This is a genomic window from Synoicihabitans lomoniglobus (genome assembly GCF_029023725.1).
Lineage (GTDB): Bacteria > Verrucomicrobiota > Verrucomicrobiia > Opitutales > Opitutaceae > Actomonas > Actomonas lomonigloba.
The window spans coordinates 1,209,923-1,229,686 of record NZ_CP119075.1; the positions used below are offsets into that span (position 1 = coordinate 1,209,923).

Sequence of the window (19,764 nt, forward strand, 5' to 3'; positions counted from 1 at the left end):
GTTACCGAATCGTTACGGCGTTGAGGGAACCAGGATACGCAGGCTGCGGGGACGCACCTCGATGTCGACGACGGTGCCGGTGGCATGGACCTCGCCGTCGGTATGGATCGGGCCGGCGGCCGGCCTCTCGATACGGAAGTGCGATCCGGTCAAACGGGCCACATGTCGGCTGCGATCGATGCTGCCGCGAAAAAGGCGAAAGGCCAGGGGCAGAGCCGTGAAAGTGTTCACACGTTTCAATACCGTGAGATTGAGCAGGCCGTCGTCGACCTGCGCGCCGGGAGCGATGAAGCAGTCGTTGCCGTATTGGTCGGAGTTGGCCACCGCCACGATGAAGGCGTCGGTGCTCAACTCGGACTGGCCGTTGCGAATCACGTAGTGATTGGGCTGATACGAGGCCCACGCCCGCAGACCGGTGCGCACGTAGGCGGCGAGTCCGCGGCGGGTGAGCTGATTGAAGCGGGAGCTGATTTCGGCGTCGAACCCGAGGCCCATGGCATTGAAAAACGGGATGCCATTGACGGAGCCGGTATCAATTTCGCGGATGCGCCCGCGCAGCAAAGTGGCGTAGGCGCCGCGGCCGGGGTCCGGCACGCCCAGATGACGGCCGAGTCCGTTGCCGGAACCACACGGAATCAGTCCCAAAGCGGCGGGAGCCCCGACGAGCGCCGCCGCCACCTCGTTGAGGGTGCCGTCGCCGCCGATGGCGACGATGAGACCGCAGCCGCGGTCGACCGCGGCGCGGGCGAGATCGGTGGCGTGGCGGGGGCGTTCGGTGAGCTCCACCGTGGCATCGAGCTGGTGTTCCTTGATGAAACCGCGGGTGCGTTCCAGCAGGTAGGGATTCCGCCGGTTGTGACCGGAATGCGGATTGAAAATAAAGCAGATCGGAGTCTGTCGTGGATCGAACGCAGTGCTCATGCGGGCGGAGAAAAGGCTGCGACACTCAGCAGGTCGCGCTCAAGTCCGTCAATCACGTCGTCCCAAGGGATGGTCTCGGCGGTGCCGCGGGCCGCCGCGCCGAGGCGTTGGCGCCGGGCCGGGTCCATGGCGAGGTTTTCGGCGGCGGCGAGAAAAATGGCGGCTTTGTCGAAGGGCACCAAACAGCCATTTCGATCGAGGTGCAGATACCGCGCGGCGGCGGCGTAGTCGTAGGCGACCACCGGCAGTCCGGACGCCATGGCTTCGAGGACGACGTTGCCGAAGGTCTCCGTGAGGCTGGGGTAGAGGAACAAGTCGCCCGAAGCATAGGCCTGCGCCAGCGCGCCGCGTTCGAGAAAACCGGTAAAAATGGCCCACGGGTAGCGTTGGCGGAGTTTTTTGCGCAGGGGACCGTCGCTCACGATGACGAAGCGGGCCCGGGGATCGCGGGCGCGGATCGACGCGAAGCAGCGGAACAGCAGGTCGTAGTTTTTTTCGGCGGCGAGGCGGCTCACATGCACCACGACCAAATCGTCCGGTCCGGCCCCCCAGGACGCCCGCAGGGCCGTCGAACGGTGCGCGGGGTCGAATACCTTGGTGTTCACCCCCCGGGAGAGCAGACGCACATCGTTGAAGCCGTCGCGGGTGAGCTCGGCGTTGAGGTCCGGGCTGGGCGACAAGGTGATGCGCGTGCGATTGTGGAAGTGGCGCAGGTAGGCGAGCACCGGCCGCGTCAACCACGCGAAGCCGTAGTGCTCGCTGTATTGGTGGAAGTTGGTGTGGAAGCTGGAACTCACGGGAATGCCCAGTTTGCCCGCCGCGAGGAGAGCGGCGTAACCGAGCGGGCCTTCGGTGGCGATATGCACCAGGTCGGGACGTTGGGCGCGCCACGCTTTGAGCAACCGACCTCGCACGGGCAGCCCGAAGCGCAGGAAGGTGTAGCCGGGAATGGGCAGGCTGGGGTGACGGATCTCGGCGTAGGCGTGGGGCGAGGGCGCGGTCGCGAGTTCCTCGCGTTGACGCGGGCGGTGCACATCGACGCGGTGACCGCGGTCGGTTAATCCTTCGGCGACATGACCCAGCGTCATGGCGACACCGTTTATCTCGGGCGGGAACGTTTCGGTGACGAGGGCGAGATGCAAAACTGATCGTGGTTGCAACCTGCCACTCTCCCGGGGGCGAGGCGAAAACGTCACCAACGTTTGGATATCACGTCCTTGTAACAATCGGACCCGCCACTCCTACTGTTGCGATCATGGCCCGTTTTCCTCCCTTGCATGTGCTGACCGGCCCCACGGCGGTGGGGAAAACCGAGCTGGCTTTGCGCTGGGCGGAGACGCACGACGCCGAAATCGTGTCGTGTGATTCGCTCCTGTTTTACCGGGGCATGGATATCGGCACGGCCAAACCGACGCGGGAGGAATTGGCGCGAGTGCCGCACCATTTGATCGATATCTGTGCGCCTCGGGAGGCCATGAATATCGCGCGTTATGTGATGGAGGCCCAAGCCGTGGTGGCGGCTATCGTGGCCCGCGGCCGACAGGTCCTGATCACGGGAGGCAGTGGGTTTTACTTGAAGGCATTTTTCGGACCGGTGGCCGACGACGTGGCAGTCCCTCCGGAGTTGCGAGCCGAACTCAATTCCCGCTACGAATCGGACGGCTTGGCCGCGATGGTGGTCCAGTTGCGTTCCCTCAACCCGGATGGGCTCGGATCATTGGATGTGGCCAATCCCCGTCGCGTGATGCGGGCCTTGGAGCGCTGTCGGGCGAGTGGCCGCACCTTGGATCAATTGCGGGCCGCTTTTGCGGCGCAACCGGGTCCCTTTGCCGACTACGAGGTGCGTTGCGTGCGATTGACGCGTGAGCCGACGGAGCTCCATGCGCGAATCGATCAACGCATCGAGGCCATGTTGACGGCCGAGTTGGTGGAGGAAGTGCGCGGGTTGCTGGCGCAGGGATTGCGCGACAATCCCAGCGGAGCGCGCTCGATCGGCTACCGGGAAACCATCGCGATGCTTGAAGGCGCTTTGCCGGAATCTGCTCTCCCGAGCGAGATCGCGCGCAACACGCGCGCGCTGGTGCGCAAACAACGCACGTGGTTTCGCACGCAATTGCCGCCCCACCGCGAAGTCCCGGCCGCCACGGCGGACGCCGCGACGCTGTTTTGTTAGCGGGGACGACGCAGCAGGCCGCGTGGTAGCTGGAGAGGTCGGGTGGTTTCGTCGAAACCGCCGGATTCAGTCACCGCGCTGTGGGGGGGGGAGCGGATCGCGGGGAAGGCGCTACCGCGATCAGATCTGCTGCCATTGAGAGGAGACTACTCCAACTCGATGGAATAACGAGCGAGGGAACTGCCTTCGAGGCGAGCCAGGTCGGCTTGGGCGACGCGCAGAGCGACGGCGGCCTGAAGCTCGTTGACGCGGGCGGTGTCGAGATCCTCCTGGGCTTCCTGCACGCGGCGGAAGGTGGACAAACCGGCATCGAAGCGGGCTTTTTCCAAATCAAACTGATCCTGACTGAGCTGGGTCGCGAGTTGGCTGATGCGGAGGCTCTCGGCGTTGGTTTGCACGGAGCGGATGGCGGCGCGCACATCGACCATGATGCTTTGTTCGAGCTGGACGAGGCGGGTCTCTTCGCGGCCGAGAGCGGCGACGGCTTGCGCGTGGCGGGCTTTCTCGGCGCGGAATCCCCACGGGACGATCAATTGCAGATCGACTTGCCAAGAGTAGCCGTCGCCGTTCCAGACGTTGCTGGTGGAGTCACCGGCGTTGCCGTCGATGCTGTTGAGTCCTACATCGGCTCCGAGATCGAGGGTGGCTTTGCGGCTGTTTTTGGCGGTGCGTTCGTCGAGCCGAAGCTGTTCGACGGAAAGGGCGGTGGAGGCGTAGTCCGGCCGGTTGGTGCGGGCGAGTTGGTAGGAGCGGTCGAACGACACGGACGGCACGGAGATTTCGCCGAGTTCGATGGGGCCCAGGGGTTGGTCGAGTTCGAACCGGCTGATGAGTGCCTTGAGGGCGTCTTCGCGGTCGCTGACGGTCTGTTGGGCGAGCAGGACGTTGCGATTGGCGTTGGCCACGCCGACCTGAGCTTGGAGCACGTCGAGATCGGTGGCGACGCCGGTTTCGCGTTTGGCCTCGTTTTCGTTGAGGAGTTCCTGGGCCACATTGAGGCTGAACTCGCGCACGGCGAGTTGTTGGCGGGCAAAGGCGAGATTGAAATAGGCGGCTTCGACGTTGCGCACGACATCGAGCACGGCGGATTTGAAGTCGAGATCAGCGCGTTCGACGCCCAGACGGGCGCGGGCAATCGCGGCTTGGTTGATGGATTTACCGAAGCCGCGGAGCAGGGGTTGGCTGACCGAGAGGGAGACGTCGCTGTTGTAAGCGGGATTGAGCAGAGCATTGCGCGAGTTGCTCTTGCTCCGGCGGAGGTTGGCTCCGGCCTCCACCGTGGCTCCAGTCACGATTTTTTGGGAGACACCGGCGCGGATGTTGCCGGTATCGGACCGCGGACCGACGCTGGTCACACCGTCGAGGGTGCTGCTGGGTTGAGCCTGTTGGGTGACACCCGTGCTGGCGGTCACCTGAAACCGGGGATCGTAGTCCGCATCGGCCACGTCCACGGCGGCGGCGGCCGTTTCGGACGAGAAGCGTTGAATCTCCAGGGAGAAGTTTTGGTCCAGCGCTTGGGCGACCACTTCCTCGAGCGTGAGCACGGGTAATGAAGCCGGGGCGGTGTCCTGGGCGAAGGAAACGGTGGCGAGGGTGAGCGCGAGGGCGACGGGACGAATCAAGCGGGACATTTTTTAATAGGAGGAATCTAAGGGAAATACACGTGACGTCTCAGAAAGTCGCGGGTTTTTCTGCCGAGGCAGATTTTGCAAAAAAATGAGTGCGGTCGGACGATGGGCAAGGAGCACAGAATCCGGCGGGAGGCGAATGGCTTTCGGATGGACGGTTTGAATCAATGGATGGGCGGGCCCAATAAAAACGGCGCGCTCCATCGAGGAGTCGCGCCGTGGCAAAAACAGAGGTAAGAAACGGAGGTTATTCCTCGATGCTCGGATCGGTTTCGATGCCGAGCTCTTTCATGACGAGAGCCTGGATCGCCCCGGTGGCGGTCGAGGTGCCGTTGAAGGAGGCGAGCTGGTCGCGAAGCTCCTCGAAGCGGGGGTTGCTTTCATCGGTCACGGGCGCGGTTTTGGCCGCTGCGTAGGTGATGAGGCCTTCGTTGCCCGAAATCACCATTTCGGATACCTCACCGGCCTTGAGACTTTCGAGGCTGTTGCTGGCCGCGTAAGGAAAGTCCTGGGGCGGCTCACGACGCGAGAAGTCGCTGTAGGTCTCGGTTTTGATGGTCGCACCGGCGGTGGAGGTCAGGTTTTCGACGGCATCGGCGAAGGGCGTGCCGGCGGCGACGGCGGTCTGAAGTGTTTGGCGCAGGGACTGGCCGAGGGCGACGAAGCTCTGGCGTTTCTCATTTTCCACGAAGTCGGCGCGGACGGCATCGGCGACGTTGATGTAGAGTGAAGGTGCCGGAGGGATGGAGGATTTCCAAATCATGACCACGGCGCCGGCGGCGGTCGGAATGGCATCGGACACGGTGCGCGAGGCGGAGAGATTGAAGGCGGCGGCGGCGGCTTGAGGGGAGCCGCCGAGAAACGCCGGAGGCGCATTGCGGGAGAAAGCGGGGGCGTCACGGAGAGTGAGTCCTTTGGAGGCCAGGAACGGCGCGATCGCGTCCGTTTTCAACTGCGCGTCATAAATCTCGACGGTGAGATCACTGGCGGCTTCGGCTGACATGCGACGGGCGCGTTCATAGCGAAGGGCGGCGGAAACCTGGTCGCGCACGGCCTGGAAGTCGGCGTCGAGTGACTCGGCACCCACCATTGGCGTCTCGCTCTCACCCTCGGCGCTCGCGGGTTTGGGGAAGCGGGCCGGGTTGGACTCGTAAAAAGCGCGGATCTGGTCGTCGGTGAGTTCGATTTGCGCGAGGTAGCTGGTGGCCGGAAACTCGACGTAGCTCACCTGCACCATGGCAGGGGTCTCGAAGCGGAAAGCGTTGGCGTCAAAGTAGGCCTGCAGTTCGTCGTCGGTCGGTTCGATGGTCGGCGCGAATGACGTGTAGTCGACGCGGGCGATTTCGGTGGTCCAAACGGTGTCGGTGCGTGCGAGTTGGAAGGCCACTTCGTTCTCGTCGACGTAGCCCGGGCCGCTGAGCAGCGTATTGACGCGGCGGACGCGGTAGTCGTCCTGGAGGACGCGATTCACGTCGGCTTCGGTGAAGCCGCTGCCGAGTTTCAGGTTGTCGCGGAAGCTGGTGTAGGCGGAGGCGTCGAAATTACCATCCTGACCGGTGAAGATGCGCACGGACTGGATGAACTCTTTGAGTTGCGCTTCCGTCGGAGCCGGGAGGTTGAGCTGTTTGGCGAGGTAGAGGGAGGCGTAGCGTTGGAGGGCAAATTCCTGCAGTTGGCCTTGAGGGATATTTTGGTAACCGGCTTGGAGGTAGATGCTCAGTTCCGCGTCGCGGTAGAGTGTGGTCTGGTCCTCGGGGTTGCTCAGGTTCAGATCGAAGAAAGTCCGGGCCTGCACTTGGCGATCGGCGCCACCAATGCCCGGGGCGGCACCGATGGTGAAGACGAAGGATACGATGAGAACGGCCAGCAGAGCCAAAAAGATGACCCGAAAGTGGCGTTGGAAGGTGATCTGAATCCAGGATATCATGGGAGAAAACGTGCGAAGCTAGGTTGGCCTCGGGGGGTGTCAACCGGGGATTGGGAGGCAGGAAGTGCTGGGGTTAGACCGTGGCGGTGGCGGACTGGGGACCGTCTTCCTCCTGGGAGGGCAAGGGATGTTCCTCAAAGAGCTGGTCGAGGGGGCGTTGAAACAGTTCTGCTTTAGTGAGCGCATCCACGGCGGTGTTGTAGTGTGCGAGCAGGGGTTCGCGGTGTGCGAGGATCGGACCGGCGGGGTCATCGCCCAGATCGTCGTCGCGTTTTTTGAAATGAGCCAGGGTGGTGCGTCCGAGCGGTCGCGCGGGGTGATAACGATCGTCGGTGGCGGGTTCTCCGTTGGGGGCGGGAATCGGCGTGATGAGGTGCATGCGGACCAGTCGATCCAGACAGGCGTTGAGCAGTTGATCGGGAACCCCGATGGCGAGGCCCAGCTCCGAAGCGGTTTGCGGGGATTGGCAGGAATGAAACCGTCGGCACACGGTGAGCAAGACCACCAGTGAGAGCCGTTCCCGCATGGACTCGGCGAGGGTGTTCCAGGCCGCCTTGGAGTTGCGGAATCGCACGTTTTGCACCGCGTAGCTGACCTGGCCGCCCAGCAGCACAAAGAACCAGAAAATGTAGAGCCCGAACATGAGCACGATGGGAATCGCGAGCGAGCCGTAGAGTGCTTTGGTTTGCAGGACGCGGCTGATGTAGATGAACGCGAGGTAGTTGTTCGAGATGAGCAGCACGCCGACGAGGAAGGCGCCCACCGTGGCCGACCCCCAGAAGACGTGGGTATTGGGTATGGCCCGATAAAACACGGCTAGGATTGCCACCAGCAGAGTGAATGAACCCAGGGGCAGAAAGTATTTCAACCACTCGACCAACGTATCGCCGAACGGCATGATCTCTTGGAAAACGTTGAGGAATGCGCCGGCGGAGAGGCCCGTGAGGGCGGCAAAAAACAGCACCGCGCCGAGCGACAGCACGGTCCAGTAGAAGACGATGCGCAGCAGCCACGATCGTCCGCGGCGCACGCCCCAGATGTCGTTGAAGGCGGTCTCGATGGACGTGAACAGCTGCAGAACGATGATAATGAGGGTGAGGGCGCCGACGGCCCCAACCGTGCCGTTGCGGGAACTCGATACGAAACCGTTGATGAACTCGACCAACTCGGGGCGCACTTCGATGGCGTCGTCGCCGGGGTCGGAGGCGTCGTCGAAATCGCCGATCGCCTGCTCCGCCGTGACCCGCTCGTATTCATTGAGCTGAGGCGCGACGAACTTGATCATGGTGTTCAGCGACTCAACCGCCAGGTCGGGGTTGTCATCATCGAGCATGAACCCCGCGACCATCATGACGAGGGCGATCAACGGCCCCAGACCGATCAGCGAACTAAAGCTCAGCGCGGCCGCCCGACTCACGGCCCGGTTTTCATCGAGTCCCGAAACGGTGATCGAAACCACGCGCAAAAACGCGTGGGCCCGGCCGCGGGGACTCTTGTCGTTGATCGATTCGGACGACCAAATCCGGGTGCGGAAGAGATGCCGAACCTCTGCGATCTGTTTTTTAAACCAGGCCATGGACGCGGTCGAGGCCTACGCGATCAGGAGTTGAGCACAGTCCAGGCAAACATGCCCATGCCGCCGATCCCAATCACTGCGGTGACGATAACGGCAAACAGGTTGGTGAAGACGGTGGAAAAATAGATCCCCACCGATCCCACCACGGAATAAAGCGCGGTATGGGTGTCGCCTTGGGTGAAAAAAAACAGTCCGAGAAATCCCGCCCCCAGCGCGGCGCGAAAGCGGATGAACGGATAGATTGCCACCGCCTGCAGCAACATGACGATGAACAGGAACAGATCCACCGCCCCGAGAATCGCAAAGGGTTGCTGGAGCAACTTGGGGTAGTTCCCGGCCACGATGACATCGATGGATGGCGCCAGCAGTGCGAGGCCACTGATGAGGAGAATCAGGGTGCACGCATACATGCTGATCTGGGCATTGCGGGCGAGCGCCTCCGCGGGATCTGCTTTACCCTTGGTATCGGCGGAGCGTCCCTCGGCCGCAGCGAGCATGTCGGCGACCTCGATGGGCGGAACACTCTCCGAGGTCGTGTTGAGCGATTTGATTTCTCCTTTGGCCCGGACCTGCAGCTTTTTCTTTTCGGGGTAGAGCTGCTTCATGAGCTCGGCATCGGAACCGACACTGACCCATTGTTCCTTGGCGGCATCGTAGTAAACCGTCTCGGCCGTGACTTGTCCGTTTTCCGCGAGCGAAGTGAGTTGTTCGAGGTTGAAGGGACCGCGGGCTTCGCTGTCGGACTCGTTGCGGATGTAATACTCCTGCGGGGCCATCGGCCGGAAGCTGTTTGAGGAGAGGGTCGGTCGCAAGGCTGTTTTAGAGGGGCCGGCAAAGGGTCACATCCGCTTCAGCGTGCGCAGTCCGAGCAAATTCAGGCCGGTTTCCAAAATCAACAAGGTGCGGGCGCACAGGCGCAGGCGACGGGCCCGCACGCCGGCGTCGTCGACCGCCACTTTGTCGGCGTTGTAAAAAGCGCTGAATTCCCCCGCGAGTTCGTAGAGGTAGAGGCAAAGCGTATGCGGGCGAAGCTGGCCGATCGTGGCGCGCAGCGCTTCCGGGAATTTGGTGAGCTTGCGGGCGAGGGTGACTTCGGTGGCAGTGACCAGCGGGGTGGCTGCGGCGGTCGCTGCTGCGGCGGAGGGATCGGTGTCGAGTTTGCGGAAAATGGAGTGGATGCGGGCGACGGCGTAGAGCAGGTAGGCGGCGGTGTTGCCCTCGAGGGAAATCATTTTGTCCCAGGAAAACACATAGTCACTGGAGCGGTTTTGGGAGAGGTCGGCGTATTGCACCGAGCCGACGCCGACGATGGCGGCGACGGCCTGTTGTTCTGCGGGCGGAAGATTCGCGCTCTTGCTGGCGACCAGTTGGGCGGCGCGTTCGGTGGCTTCCGCGAGGAGGTCGCGCAGTTTGATGTTTTCGCCCGAGCGGGTTTTGAGCGGCTTGCCGTTTTCGCCCAGCACGGTGCCAAACGACGTGTGTTCCAAGCGGGGCAGGGGACGGTTCGTTTTGGCGAACCATTTTTCGGCCGTCAAAAACAGCTGCTGGCAATGGTCGCCCTGGCGAGAGTCGATCACGTAGATCACCCCGTCGGCCTGGAAATGCTCCACCCGGTAAAGGATGGTGGCGAGATCAGTGGACGCGTAGTTGGCGGCGCCGTCGCTTTTGCGGATGAGAAAGGGCTGCTTGCTGAAACGCGGGTGCTCGGGGTGAAAAACGACCAGCGCGCCTTCGCTGATTTCGGCCAGACCGAGATCGGTGAGTTCCGCGTAAACCTGGCTCACTTTATCGTTATAAAAGCTCTCTCCCAGGGTATGGTCGAAGGTGATGCCGAATTGGTCGTAGATCTTCTGAAACGCCGCGAGGGAGACCTCGTTGATATGCCGCCAGATGGCGAGGTTCTCTTCGTTGCCGGACTGGAGATTGACGAGTTCCTGGCGGGCGTCCTCCAGGACGGATTCGTCTTCGTCGGCGGTTTTGTTGCCGAGTTTGTAGAGTCGTTCGAACTCCTCGAGCGGGTCCTGAGCGAGAGCGTCGGCGTTGAGGTGTCGTTTATAGGCCCAGATCAATTTGCCAAAGCCGGTGCCCCAATCGCCGATGTGGTTGTCGCGGATCACTTTGGCACCGCCGAACTCGAGCAGGCGGCACATCGCTTCACCGATGACGGCGGAGCGCAGGTGACCGACGTGCATTTGTTTGGCCGTGTTGGGCGAACTGTAATCGACGATAAACGTTTGGCCGGACTCGGGTTGGGTCGCGCTGGCGCCTTCGCGCAGGGACGGCTCGGTCGCGTAGGTCGCCAGCCAGGATTCCAGCGTGGCGGGGCGGCAGGTGAAATTGAGAAAGCCGGGGCCGGCGATGGCGACCTCGAAGGCGTCGGTCAGGCTCGCGGGGAGAGCGGCGACGACCTGCTCGGCGAGGGCGCGCGGGTTTTGCTTGGTCCGTTTGGCGTAGGGAAGCACGCCATTGGCCTGAAAGTCACCGTGGCGGGCATCGGCCGTGCGCACCTCGGGGGCAAACGGAGCTGCATCCAGACCCAGTTGGGCGGCGGCTTGGTTAAGCGCGGCTTCGATGGCGGTGGCAAAGTTGAACGGGACGGACATCTCGTCAATGAACCGGTGCTCTCCCAAGCCGGGCAAGCGTCTAATTTAGGGGATTTCAACCCGATTAAAGGTGATCAAAAGCTATCAGTAGTGCGACCTAAGGTTATGATTTCTAGAAGGATACTGCCCCTGGCTCCCTATAAGCATCTGTAATTTTGACTCGACAACTGAGGATTATTTGACCTAACCTTGAAGGTTTACGGCCAGAAAGGTCCTTCAGTTATTCACATTACACATGAGCAAACGCACACTGCCTCCACGCAGGTTTATCAAGCCAACCTTCGAATTCTTGATCGAAAAGAAACGCGATGGTGGTGAATTCACTCAAGAAGAAATCCGCTTCATAATCGATAGCACCCTGGATGGAGATTTGCCGGACCACCAGTTGTCGGCGCTGTTGATGGCGATCTATTTTCAGCAAATGTCCGCTCAAGAGACGGCGGAATTGACGGAGGAGATGATGCTGTCGGGCGAGGTGATCGACCTCTCCCATATTGCGAAGCCCAAGATCGACAAATATTCCACGGGTGGGGTGGGCGACAAAACCTCCCTCGTTCTCGTGCCTTTGGCCATGGCGGCCGGAGTCGTGGTCCCGATGATGTGCGGCAATGAGCACGATTACATCATCAACACGTTGACCAAGCTCTCGGCGGTGCCGGGGTTCAAGGACGAGCTCTCCATCGACGATTTCGTGAAGCAGCTCGAGAAGATCGGCGGCGCCATCGTCAAGCAGGACAAGGATCTCGCTCCGGCCGACGCCAAGTATTACGCGATGCGCAAGGCCACGGGAACGATCCCGAGCCTCCCGCTCATCACGGGTTCCGTGCTCTCCAAGAAACTCGCCGAGGGTTCCGAGGGTCTCGTGATCGACGTCAAGTGGGGCAACGGTTCCTTCATCAAGGATCTGGAGCAGGCCAAGCAGCTCGCTCGTTCGATGACCCGGGTCGGTCGCTCCATGAAACGCCGTTGCGTCGCACTGGTCACCGACATGAACCAACCGCTCGGCGATACCGTCGGCACGGCGTTGGAACTCAAGGAAGCGATTCAATTGCTCAAGGGCGAAGGTCCCGAGGATCTGCAGGAACTCGTGCTCAAGCTCGGTATGGAAATCGTCCGTCTCGCCGGTGTTGCCGGTTCGACACTTTCCGCCAAGCAAACCGTGCAACGTCACCTCACGGACGGTTCGGCGCTCGAAAAGCTCAAGGATCTCATCTCCGCGCAAGGCGGTGACACCTCTTACATCGACAACCCGGAGAAGTTTGGCGAAGCCAAGCACATCCGCAAACTGCCGGCTCCGAAGCGCGGCTACGTCCACACCATCAACGCCGCGATGATCGCGCGCGGGGTGCACATTCTCGGCGCCGGGCCCTCCGGCGGCAAGGGCAAGACCGCCGGCAAGATCGACTACGCCGTGGGTGTGTCCGAGATCCGCAAGGTGGGCACGCAGGTGAAACAGGGCGAGCCGCTCATGATGATTCACTACAACGACGAGTCCAAACTCGAGCAGGCGTTGGAATACTTCAAGAGTGCCTACCGTCTCGCGCCGAAGCGTCCGACGCCGCCGCCGTTGGTGGTGGAGCGCGTGGCTTGATCGTCCGCGAGATTTCCCAATCCCTTTCAAGGCCGATGCGTATTGCATCGGCCTTTTTGTTGCGGATGCGCGGTGTGTCCGCGGTAGGGCGCCTGGTCTCAGGCGCTCTGATCCGAGATTCCGCAGTTGGATTTTACAGAAGGCAACGAAGAGCACGAAGCTGGAACGAGTTGCAGGCGATTATGGGCATCAATTCATTCACCCGTAGGGTGAGTTGGATGTCATGCAGCTTACTCGATTTAACTCACTTTATTACAAAGCTTTGTTAACTTTTTTACCTTCTGTGAACTGCGTTAATTAGGCTGATGCGAACCTCTAAAATACGACGCGAGCGGCTGCAAGCAGGCGGCCGACAAGAGTGGGGACGAATGTCGGGTTACAACCTGCACAAAAAAACCCGCACGGCCGGAGGCGGTGCGGGTTCGAGAAGGATCGCGGCAAAATCGCCGCCGTATCAGGCGCGGCCCATGTAGGAGCCGTCGGAGGTGCTGATCTTCAGTTTCTCGCCTTCCTTGATGAAGAGCGGGACTTGCACCACGAGGCCGGTTTCCATGGTGGCCGGCTTTTGCACGTTGCTGGCCGTGTCGCCCTTGATGCCATCGGCGCTTTCGGTGACCTCGAGAACCACGGATGTCGGCAGGTCGACCGTGATCGGGTTTTCGTCGACGTAGAGCACCTCGACTTCGCCATTGGGCGTCAGGTAGTTCTTGGCGTCGCCAATGAGTTCGGCGGAGAGCTCGATCGTTTCAAAGGTCTCCGGGTCCATGAACGCGAACTGATCGCGATCGGCGTAGCTGAACTCCAATTTCTTACGCTCGGTCATGAGCACATCCATCTGATCCGAGGAGGAGAACCGTTGGTCGAGGGATTTCCCGTAGATGAGATTGCGCATCTTGATCTGGACGAAAGCGCGCAGGTTGCCCGGCGTGCGATGGTTGGTTTCGAGGATCAAGTGAGGGGCACCGTTGTATTTAACAACTTGGCCGCGGCGGACATCATTGGCGGAAGGCATGGTGTGGGAAAGGGTGTGGAGGGATTGAAAAGGTCGATGGTTAACGAACCGCCCCGGCGACTGTCAAGGGTCTCGCCGGTCTCTGCATCTCGGGACTTGCCCTGTGCACGTGCATGGTTCGAGATTCGCGCAACTACATGAAACAACGCACGCTAACGCGTGAGGTTTCGGTCACCGGCCAGGGTTTGCACACAGGGCAAGCCGTCACGCTTACCCTTAAGCCTGCGCCCGCCGGTGCCGGCCTCGTCTTTAAACGCACCGACCTTTCCGGCCAACCCGAGATCAAACCTCGCGTGGCCCAAGTGACTGATTTGGTGCGCAACACCACCATCCAGGAGGGCCACACCAAGATCAATCTGGTGGAGCACGTGCTGAGCGCCCTCACGGGTTGCGGCATCGACAATGCCGTCATCGAAATGGATGCGTCCGAGCCGCCCATCATGGACGGATCGGCCAAACCCTTCGTTGACGTGATCCTCGCGGGCGAACCGACCGAGCAGGACGCCACGCGCGAATATTTTGTCCTGGATGAGCCGGTCTCGGTGACCAAGGGCAACTCCTCGTTGATCGCGTTGCCACACGACGGCTTCAAGATCACCTGCACCTCGGCGGATGATCGCGGCATTCATACGCAGCACCTCACGCTCGATATCGATCCCGACGCCTACATCACGCAGATCGCCGCGTCGCGCACGTTCACGATATTCGAGGACATTGAGGAGTTGCTCAAGGCCGGTAAAATCAAGGGCGGTTCACTCGACTGCGCCATCGTGATCAAGGGTGACAAGATCATGTCCAAGGACCCGCTGCGGTTTAAGGACGAGTTCGTGCGTCACAAGATTCTGGATATCATCGGCGATATCACGCTGCTCGGTCTGCCGCTCAAAGCGCACATCATCGCGACGCGCCCCGGCCACGCCATTAATGCTGATTTGACCAAGGCCTTGGCTGAGAAAATGGCGGAGCGAGCGAAGAAAAAGAAAAAGCGTCCCACCATCGTGCTGCCGACGGAAACCTCCCTCGATATCCGCCGCATCCTCGAAACCATTCCGCACCGCTATCCGTTTGTGATGGTCGATCGGGTGGTGGAGTTCATCGGCGACGACGCGCTGGTCGCGATCAAAAACGTGACGATCAACGAGCCCTATTTCATGGGGCACTTCCCCGAAAGTCCCGTCATGCCCGGCGTGCTCCAACTGGAAGCCATGGCCCAGGCCGCCGGCATCATCATGCTGCGCAAGGGCGAACGGGCGGGCAGCACGGCGTTTTTCCTTAGCGCCGATAAAGTAAAATTCCGCAAACCGGTGCTGCCGGGTGACCAGTTGATCATCAATGCCAAGATCGTGAAAATGCGCGGCACCAAAATGGCGCAGGCCGAGTGCACCTGTTCCGTCAATGGCCAGGTGGTTTCCGGAGCCGAGCTCATGTTTGCGATCGTGACGGAAACCGAGTAGTTCGTCACCTCACCATGTCCACCCAGATTCATCCCACCGCCGTCGTCGATCCGACGGCGCAACTCGGCGCCGATGTCGACGTCGGCCCACTGGCTTTTGTGGGGCCGGGCGTTGAGCTGGGCGACGGCACCCGGCTGCATCATCATGCCGCGGTCGAGGGCAATACCATCATGGGCGCGGGCTGCGAGGTTTACCCGTTTGCCAATATTGGAGCCAAAACCCAGGACCTGAAATACCGGGGAGGAAATCCCGGCGTGCGGATCGGCGACCGCAATGTATTTCGGGAGTATGTGACCGTGCATACCGGCACCGATCCCGATGCCATGACGGTGGTGGGTCACGACAACGTGCTGCTGGCTCATTGCCACGTCGCGCACGATTGCGTGCTCGGCAACCACATCATCGCCAGCAACAGCACAGGCATCGCCGGTCATTGCGTGGTCGAGGATCACGTGGTGTTCGGAGCTGTTTCCGGCATTCACCAGTTTTGCCGCATCGGCGCCCACGCCATGATCAGCGCTTACGCGAAAATCGTGCAGGACATCGCGCCGTTTATGATCGCCGACGGGCAACCCGCCGTGATTCGGGCGATCAACAAAATCGGTCTCGAACGCCGCGGTTTCACACCGGAGCAGCTCGATCGGATCAAGCATCTGTTCCGGACGCTGTTTCGCGACGGGCTCAACCGCAGCCAGGCCTTGGAAAAGCTCAAAGCGCACGCGGCCGCCGATTCCGATGAGTTTCGGGCGGTGCTGGCGTTTGCGGAGTCCAGCCACCGCGGTCTCGCGCCCGGCGCTTAAGGGCGTTTAAAGTCGTTTTCGGCTTTGGCGCGCAGCAGGAGCGAGCGGCCTCGCCGTCCACCTACTTTTTATAGACGGTCTTGGGGTCGAACAGCGGCTCCGTGGTGGTCTCGAGCTTAAAGGTCGGGTCCGCCGGATCCACCAAACGGCGGTAAAAGCAGCTCTTGTAGCCATTGTGGCAGGAGGCGTTGGCGGGGCCGGATTGTTCGACCTTGATCAACACCACATCCTGATCGCAGTCCGTGCGGATTTCCCGCACCAGCTGCACGTTGCCGGATTCCTCGCCCTTCATCCACAACTTCGACCGGGAGCGGCTCCAGTAGGTGGCCTTGCCGCTCGACAGGGTGAGTCCGAGTGACTCCGCGTTCATGAAGGCAAACATCAGCACTTCTCCGGTGGCGTGATCCTGCGTGATGCACGGAATGAGTCCGTCGGGCCCGAATTTGGGCTGGAGCGTGGAACCGAGTTCAACCTCGGCGCGGGTGGTGCGTTCTGGAAATACGGCCATGAGAGGGGAGAACGTGGGAAAATAACGCTGGTGCGTCCAGCGTGGGTTACGGGGCGCTGAAACAATTCACATCTGAGGATTGCGCCCCATGGGATCACTAATGCACGTTCCCGAGGTTCATGCCCACGCCAGCCCTTTCGCAACTCGTTCTCGAATACGCCGGAGCCACCGATGTCGGTTTGCGTCGCGCCAACAACGAGGATGCCTGGTGGGCGGGCCCCCTCAGTTCGTTTGCCTCGGATTTGATTAGCAAGGGTAGTGGACGTTTGGAACTCGACGCCGGCGCATGGTTGGGCGTGAGCGATGGACTCGGCGGCGCGAATGCGGGGGAAGTCGCCAGCCGCATTGCCGTGCAGGAAACACAGGGCCTCATCGCCGACTCCCGTGCCGAAGGGCACCCGATCAAGATCGCGCATGACGCCTTGCTCAAATCCAACAAAGCGATCCTGCGCGCCTCGTGCTCCAACCCGCAGTGGGGCGGAATGGGGGCGACCTTGTCGTTTTTGTGGATCGAAGGTGTGCGCGTGGTGGTGGGACAAGTGGGCGACAGCCGGATCTATCGCCTGCGCGACGATTGGCTGGAGGAACTCAGCGTCGATCACTCTCCCGTGGGTCGTTTGCGCCAGGGAGGGCAATTGTCCGAAACCGACGCCCGCGCTCATCCGGGCCGACATGTCATCGATCAATGCCTCGGCGGCGGCGATGCCGGACTGGCGCCCGATTGCGACCTGACCACGATCCGGGCGGGGGACGCTCTGCTGATTTGCAGCGATGGGCTCAACGACGGCGTGCAGGATGCCGAGATTGCCGGATTTCTGGGGGCTGTGAGCCGCGGCGAGATGACACTGGAGTCGGCCGCCGACGGACTCGTGCAACGCGCCAACCATCTGTCGGGACGCGACAACGTCACGGTGATCGTCGCGCGCTGCGTCGCCCTCGACGCGAAATAGAATGGGGCGGCTCGGCTGGCCGCCGAGGTCAGTCGGTCCGGAACCTCACTCCCCCTTGCGGGCGAGGTCGCGCAGGTAGCCGAAGCTATACAGTCCCGTGCGGTGACCGTCGCTGAAATCGAATCGCACCGCGTAGTTGCCGACGATTTCCCAGCCTTCCACCAGGACCCCGGGAAACTTCGTCGCGCCGTCGCCGCCGTATTGATTCCCCAGAATATCGCGCTCACCGACGTTTTCGGCACTGGGTGAAGCGGCCCGCAACATTTCCGATTGGAAATAGGTTTCAGCCCCGTCGCTCCACGCGATCGCGACCTCGGTGCCCACAAGCTGGATGTTGGTTGGTGCGTCCATTTTGGCCCCGACGATAGGCGACAGCGGGCGGTGCTCCAGCGTTATTCACAGCCGCGGCGCGCAGGTTACGGCGAAACCCAACCGTGATGTTTGTGAATAACTTTATCGTAAAAGCATGGGGCTCTAGGGGGTAAATCCTTGACGAAGGGGGCGAAATGGGGCCGTTTGGGGAGGAATGGGGCACATGAGTGCTTTTCGCGGATGACTACCTCTGGAAAACCTTATCTCACCGGCAAATACCGGCATAACCTCGACGATAAGAATCGTGTCACGATTCCGTCGGCGTGGCGGAGCTTGTTTGATAAGGAAACAACTTTCCTAGCTATCCCTAATCCAGGAGGTTACGTAACTGTGCTTCCTCCCGTCGAAGCGGATAAACTCTACGACAAGTTCGCCGAGGTGCCCCTTTCCGATGTCGAAGCCCAGGATGAGATCAGTGCCTTCATGGCCAGCACTCAGGCCTTCAAGTTTGATAGCCAGGGACGTATCGCCCTCGTCGAATCACTCTTCCACCACGCGGAACTGAAAGGTCCGAAGGAGGAAGTCGTGCTCGTGGGAGGCTTTAATAAATTCAACCTCTACAGCCCGGCACGCTGGGCGATCGCCGAGCAAAAATCGACGCCGTCCAGTCAGGGCAACGTCATGCGGCGGTTCGGGATCTGACGATGATCATCAATCATTTCGACCTGCCGAAACCAAACCGCGTCACCGCCGCGGCGGGTTTCGGAGCCTCGGCCGTCAACCTCGGGGCCGACGACGCCGCCAAGCTCACCGCACTGCGCCGGCGCCGGACCATTCTCGAAGCCTACTTCGCCCCGTTCAAGTCTCCGGCCGCGCTGCCGTCGGCCGTGGACCGTCTCGTTCTCTGGAGAAGCCGACATGGACGTCATCGCGACTGAACCTTGCTCCCTTGTCATGACGCCCGGCCACCAACCTGTTCTCCTCGCCGAGGTTTTGTCGCTGCTCGCGCCGCGGGCGGGGGCCCGGCTGCTCGACGCCACGTTTGGCGGCGGCGGACACACGCGTGCCATCTTGGAGAGTGCGGACGATGTCACGGTGATCGCCCTCGACCGCGACCCCGCGGCCCGGGAACGCGCCCAGCCGCTCGTCACCGAATTTGGCGACCGCTTTCAGCTCATTGACCGCGACTTCGGTCAGCTCGCCGATCTCGACGTGGGTGGTCTCGACGGGGCGTTGTTTGACCTGGGCGTCTCCTCTTTTCAACTCGATCAGAGCGAGCGGGGTTTCTCCTTCCGCCATGATGCTCCGGCCGACATGCGGATGGACCCGCGGTCCGGCGTGCCGGCTTCCCAGTGGTTGGAGACGGCCACCGAAGACATGCTGGTGCGGGCGGTGCGCAACTGGGGCGAAGAGAAGAGTTGGCGTCGGGTCGTGCGGGCGCTCATCGCCGCTCGCGGCACCGGACAACTCTCCCGCACGGTTTCGTTGGCGGAGGTGATTGCGGAGGCGATTCCCGCGGCGCAGCGGCGTCAGAGCAAAATCCATCCCGCCACCCGCACCTTCCAAGGGGTGCGCATTGCGGTGAACGACGAGATCGGTGCGATTGAGCGCGCCCTGCCGGCCGCGTTCGAACGGCTCAACTCCGCCGGCGTGCTCGCTGTGATCAGCTTTCACTCCTTGGAGGATCGTCCCGTGAAGCAATTCTTCCGCCGCCAATGCGGCCAGCCGGTCGGCACGTCCGATTCCACGCCGCAGGACCTGCGGCCTAAATTCGCCGAAGCCCTCACGCGCAAGCCGCTCACCGCCGGTGAAACCGAACTCGCCACCAACCCGCGCAGCCGGTCCGCCAAACTCCGCGGCCTGCGCAAATTCTGATTTTTACCCCGTCCGATCATGCAAAAGTCCACTGCTCACGCCTTCATCAACAAACTGCTCATCTACATGCTCTTGACCATTGGGTTCAACGGCTCCGTGGGACTGGGCATCGTGTGGATGCGTCATCAGATTTCGCAGAGCGCCGCCGCCACCAAGCAGTCGGAAGGCAAGCTGGCGGCCGTCGAACGTCGTCTCGCCGAGACCACGGCCCGCCTCGCGGTGGAACAGGCCCCCGACGCGCTCGAAGCCAAGAACGTGGCCATGGCTCTCGGCTTGGTGGAGCCGGCCGAAATGAACATCGTGCGCATCGATGAGTCGCCGGCGGAGCGCCTGGCGGCCAAGCGCAATCTGGAAATATTCTCACGTGAGCTGACGGACGACGTGGAGTCGGTTCGCTTCAGTTTCGTATCCCGCGGGTCCCGTTGAAACTGATC

At 61.5% G+C, this 19,764-nt stretch carries 19 protein-coding genes; 9 read left to right on the forward strand and 10 right to left on the reverse strand.

The genetic code is table 11. The annotated features are described in order from the left end of the window. Positions 1 to 12 precede the first annotated feature (12 nt). Both PXH66_RS04630 and PXH66_RS04635 read right to left on the reverse strand, forming a co-directional pair. Positions 13 to 921, reverse strand: a complete 909-nt coding sequence (locus PXH66_RS04630) for a diacylglycerol/lipid kinase family protein (protein ID WP_330931322.1) — start codon at positions 919 to 921, stop codon at positions 13 to 15. Further along, entirely contained in the window at positions 918 to 2,063 is a 1,146-nt protein-coding gene (locus PXH66_RS04635; RefSeq protein WP_330931323.1) for a glycosyltransferase family 4 protein, read from the reverse strand. Before PXH66_RS04635 ends, PXH66_RS04630 begins: the two co-directional genes overlap by 4 nt. Before the next feature lie 113 nt (positions 2,064 to 2,176). Here PXH66_RS04635 and miaA point away from each other — a divergent pair, with 113 nt between their 5' ends. Beyond that, on the forward strand, positions 2,177 to 3,094 hold the full coding sequence (gene miaA / locus PXH66_RS04640; RefSeq protein WP_330931324.1) for a tRNA (adenosine(37)-N6)-dimethylallyltransferase MiaA: 918 nt from the start codon (positions 2,177 to 2,179) through the stop codon (positions 3,092 to 3,094). A 146-nt stretch (positions 3,095 to 3,240) separates the two neighbouring features. Here the strand turns inward: miaA and PXH66_RS04645 are convergent, their stop codons facing one another. The 5 genes from PXH66_RS04645 to argS all read right to left on the reverse strand — a co-directional run bounded on the left by PXH66_RS04645 (position 3,241) and on the right by argS (position 10,828). Beyond that, entirely contained in the window at positions 3,241 to 4,725 is a 1,485-nt protein-coding gene (locus PXH66_RS04645; RefSeq protein ID WP_330931325.1) for a TolC family protein, read from the reverse strand. 244 nt (positions 4,726 to 4,969) lie between these two features. Next, positions 4,970 to 6,649: a peptidylprolyl isomerase gene (locus tag PXH66_RS04650; protein ID WP_330931326.1), complete on the reverse strand. Its 1,680-nt coding sequence runs from the start codon at positions 6,647 to 6,649 to the stop codon at positions 4,970 to 4,972. Between the two features lie 73 nt (positions 6,650 to 6,722). After that, on the reverse strand, positions 6,723 to 8,225 hold the full coding sequence (locus tag PXH66_RS04655; RefSeq protein WP_330931327.1) for a YihY/virulence factor BrkB family protein: 1,503 nt from the start codon (positions 8,223 to 8,225) through the stop codon (positions 6,723 to 6,725). A 23-nt stretch (positions 8,226 to 8,248) separates the two neighbouring features. Beyond that, positions 8,249 to 9,037 carry a GYF domain-containing protein gene (locus PXH66_RS04660; RefSeq protein WP_330931328.1) on the reverse strand — a complete coding sequence of 263 codons (789 nt, stop codon included), beginning with the start codon at positions 9,035 to 9,037 and terminating at the stop codon, positions 8,249 to 8,251. 27 nt (positions 9,038 to 9,064) lie between these two features. Next, positions 9,065 to 10,828: an arginine--tRNA ligase gene (argS, locus tag PXH66_RS04665; RefSeq protein WP_330931329.1), complete on the reverse strand. Its 1,764-nt coding sequence runs from the start codon at positions 10,826 to 10,828 to the stop codon at positions 9,065 to 9,067. Positions 10,829 to 11,063: 235 nt separating this feature from the next. Between argS and PXH66_RS04670 the strand changes: the two genes are divergently transcribed. Next, a complete protein-coding gene (locus tag PXH66_RS04670; protein ID WP_330932242.1) occupies positions 11,064 to 12,419 on the forward strand; it encodes a thymidine phosphorylase in 1,356 nt (451 codons plus the stop codon). 454 nt (positions 12,420 to 12,873) lie between these two features. On the opposite strand, the gene efp is transcribed toward PXH66_RS04670, so the two are convergent. Next, entirely contained in the window at positions 12,874 to 13,431 is a 558-nt protein-coding gene (gene efp / locus PXH66_RS04675; protein ID WP_330928395.1) for an elongation factor P, read from the reverse strand. 137 nt (positions 13,432 to 13,568) lie between these two features. Between efp and PXH66_RS04680 the strand changes: the two genes are divergently transcribed. Together PXH66_RS04680 and lpxA are read left to right on the forward strand one after the other, a co-directional pair. Next, positions 13,569 to 14,885 (forward strand): bifunctional UDP-3-O-[3-hydroxymyristoyl] N-acetylglucosamine deacetylase/3-hydroxyacyl-ACP dehydratase, encoded by a 1,317-nt coding sequence (locus PXH66_RS04680; RefSeq protein ID WP_330932243.1) that lies wholly within the window; start codon positions 13,569 to 13,571, stop codon positions 14,883 to 14,885. A gap of 14 nt (positions 14,886 to 14,899) precedes the next feature. Further along, positions 14,900 to 15,685: an acyl-ACP--UDP-N-acetylglucosamine O-acyltransferase gene (lpxA, locus tag PXH66_RS04685; protein WP_330928397.1), complete on the forward strand. Its 786-nt coding sequence runs from the start codon at positions 14,900 to 14,902 to the stop codon at positions 15,683 to 15,685. A 61-nt stretch (positions 15,686 to 15,746) separates the two neighbouring features. On the opposite strand, the gene hisI is transcribed toward lpxA, so the two are convergent. Continuing rightward, a complete protein-coding gene (hisI, locus tag PXH66_RS04690; RefSeq protein ID WP_330928398.1) occupies positions 15,747 to 16,193 on the reverse strand; it encodes a phosphoribosyl-AMP cyclohydrolase in 447 nt (148 codons plus the stop codon). Positions 16,194 to 16,312: 119 nt separating this feature from the next. Between hisI and PXH66_RS04695 the strand changes: the two genes are divergently transcribed. Then, complete coding sequence (locus PXH66_RS04695) at positions 16,313 to 17,143, forward strand: PP2C family protein-serine/threonine phosphatase (RefSeq protein ID WP_330928399.1); 831 nt, start codon at positions 16,313 to 16,315, stop codon at positions 17,141 to 17,143. A 45-nt stretch (positions 17,144 to 17,188) separates the two neighbouring features. On the opposite strand, the gene PXH66_RS04700 is transcribed toward PXH66_RS04695, so the two are convergent. After that, entirely contained in the window at positions 17,189 to 17,494 is a 306-nt protein-coding gene (locus PXH66_RS04700; RefSeq protein WP_330928400.1) for a DUF971 domain-containing protein, read from the reverse strand. A gap of 351 nt (positions 17,495 to 17,845) precedes the next feature. On the opposite strand from PXH66_RS04700, the gene PXH66_RS04705 reads away from it, so the two are divergent. From PXH66_RS04705 to PXH66_RS04720, 4 genes are read left to right on the forward strand one after another with little or no spacing between them, the layout of a single operon-like run. After that, complete coding sequence (locus tag PXH66_RS04705) at positions 17,846 to 18,157, forward strand: MraZ C-terminal domain-containing protein (protein ID WP_330932244.1); 312 nt, start codon at positions 17,846 to 17,848, stop codon at positions 18,155 to 18,157. Positions 18,158 to 18,159: 2 nt separating this feature from the next. Continuing rightward, positions 18,160 to 18,393 carry a hypothetical protein gene (locus PXH66_RS04710; protein WP_330928402.1) on the forward strand — a complete coding sequence of 78 codons (234 nt, stop codon included), beginning with the start codon at positions 18,160 to 18,162 and terminating at the stop codon, positions 18,391 to 18,393. Between the two features lie 16 nt (positions 18,394 to 18,409). Further along, complete coding sequence (rsmH, locus tag PXH66_RS04715) at positions 18,410 to 19,330, forward strand: 16S rRNA (cytosine(1402)-N(4))-methyltransferase RsmH (RefSeq protein ID WP_330928403.1); 921 nt, start codon at positions 18,410 to 18,412, stop codon at positions 19,328 to 19,330. An 18-nt stretch (positions 19,331 to 19,348) separates the two neighbouring features. Further along, on the forward strand, positions 19,349 to 19,756 hold the full coding sequence (locus PXH66_RS04720) for a hypothetical protein (protein ID WP_330928404.1): 408 nt from the start codon (positions 19,349 to 19,351) through the stop codon (positions 19,754 to 19,756). The last annotated feature ends 8 nt before the right edge of the window (positions 19,757 to 19,764 follow it).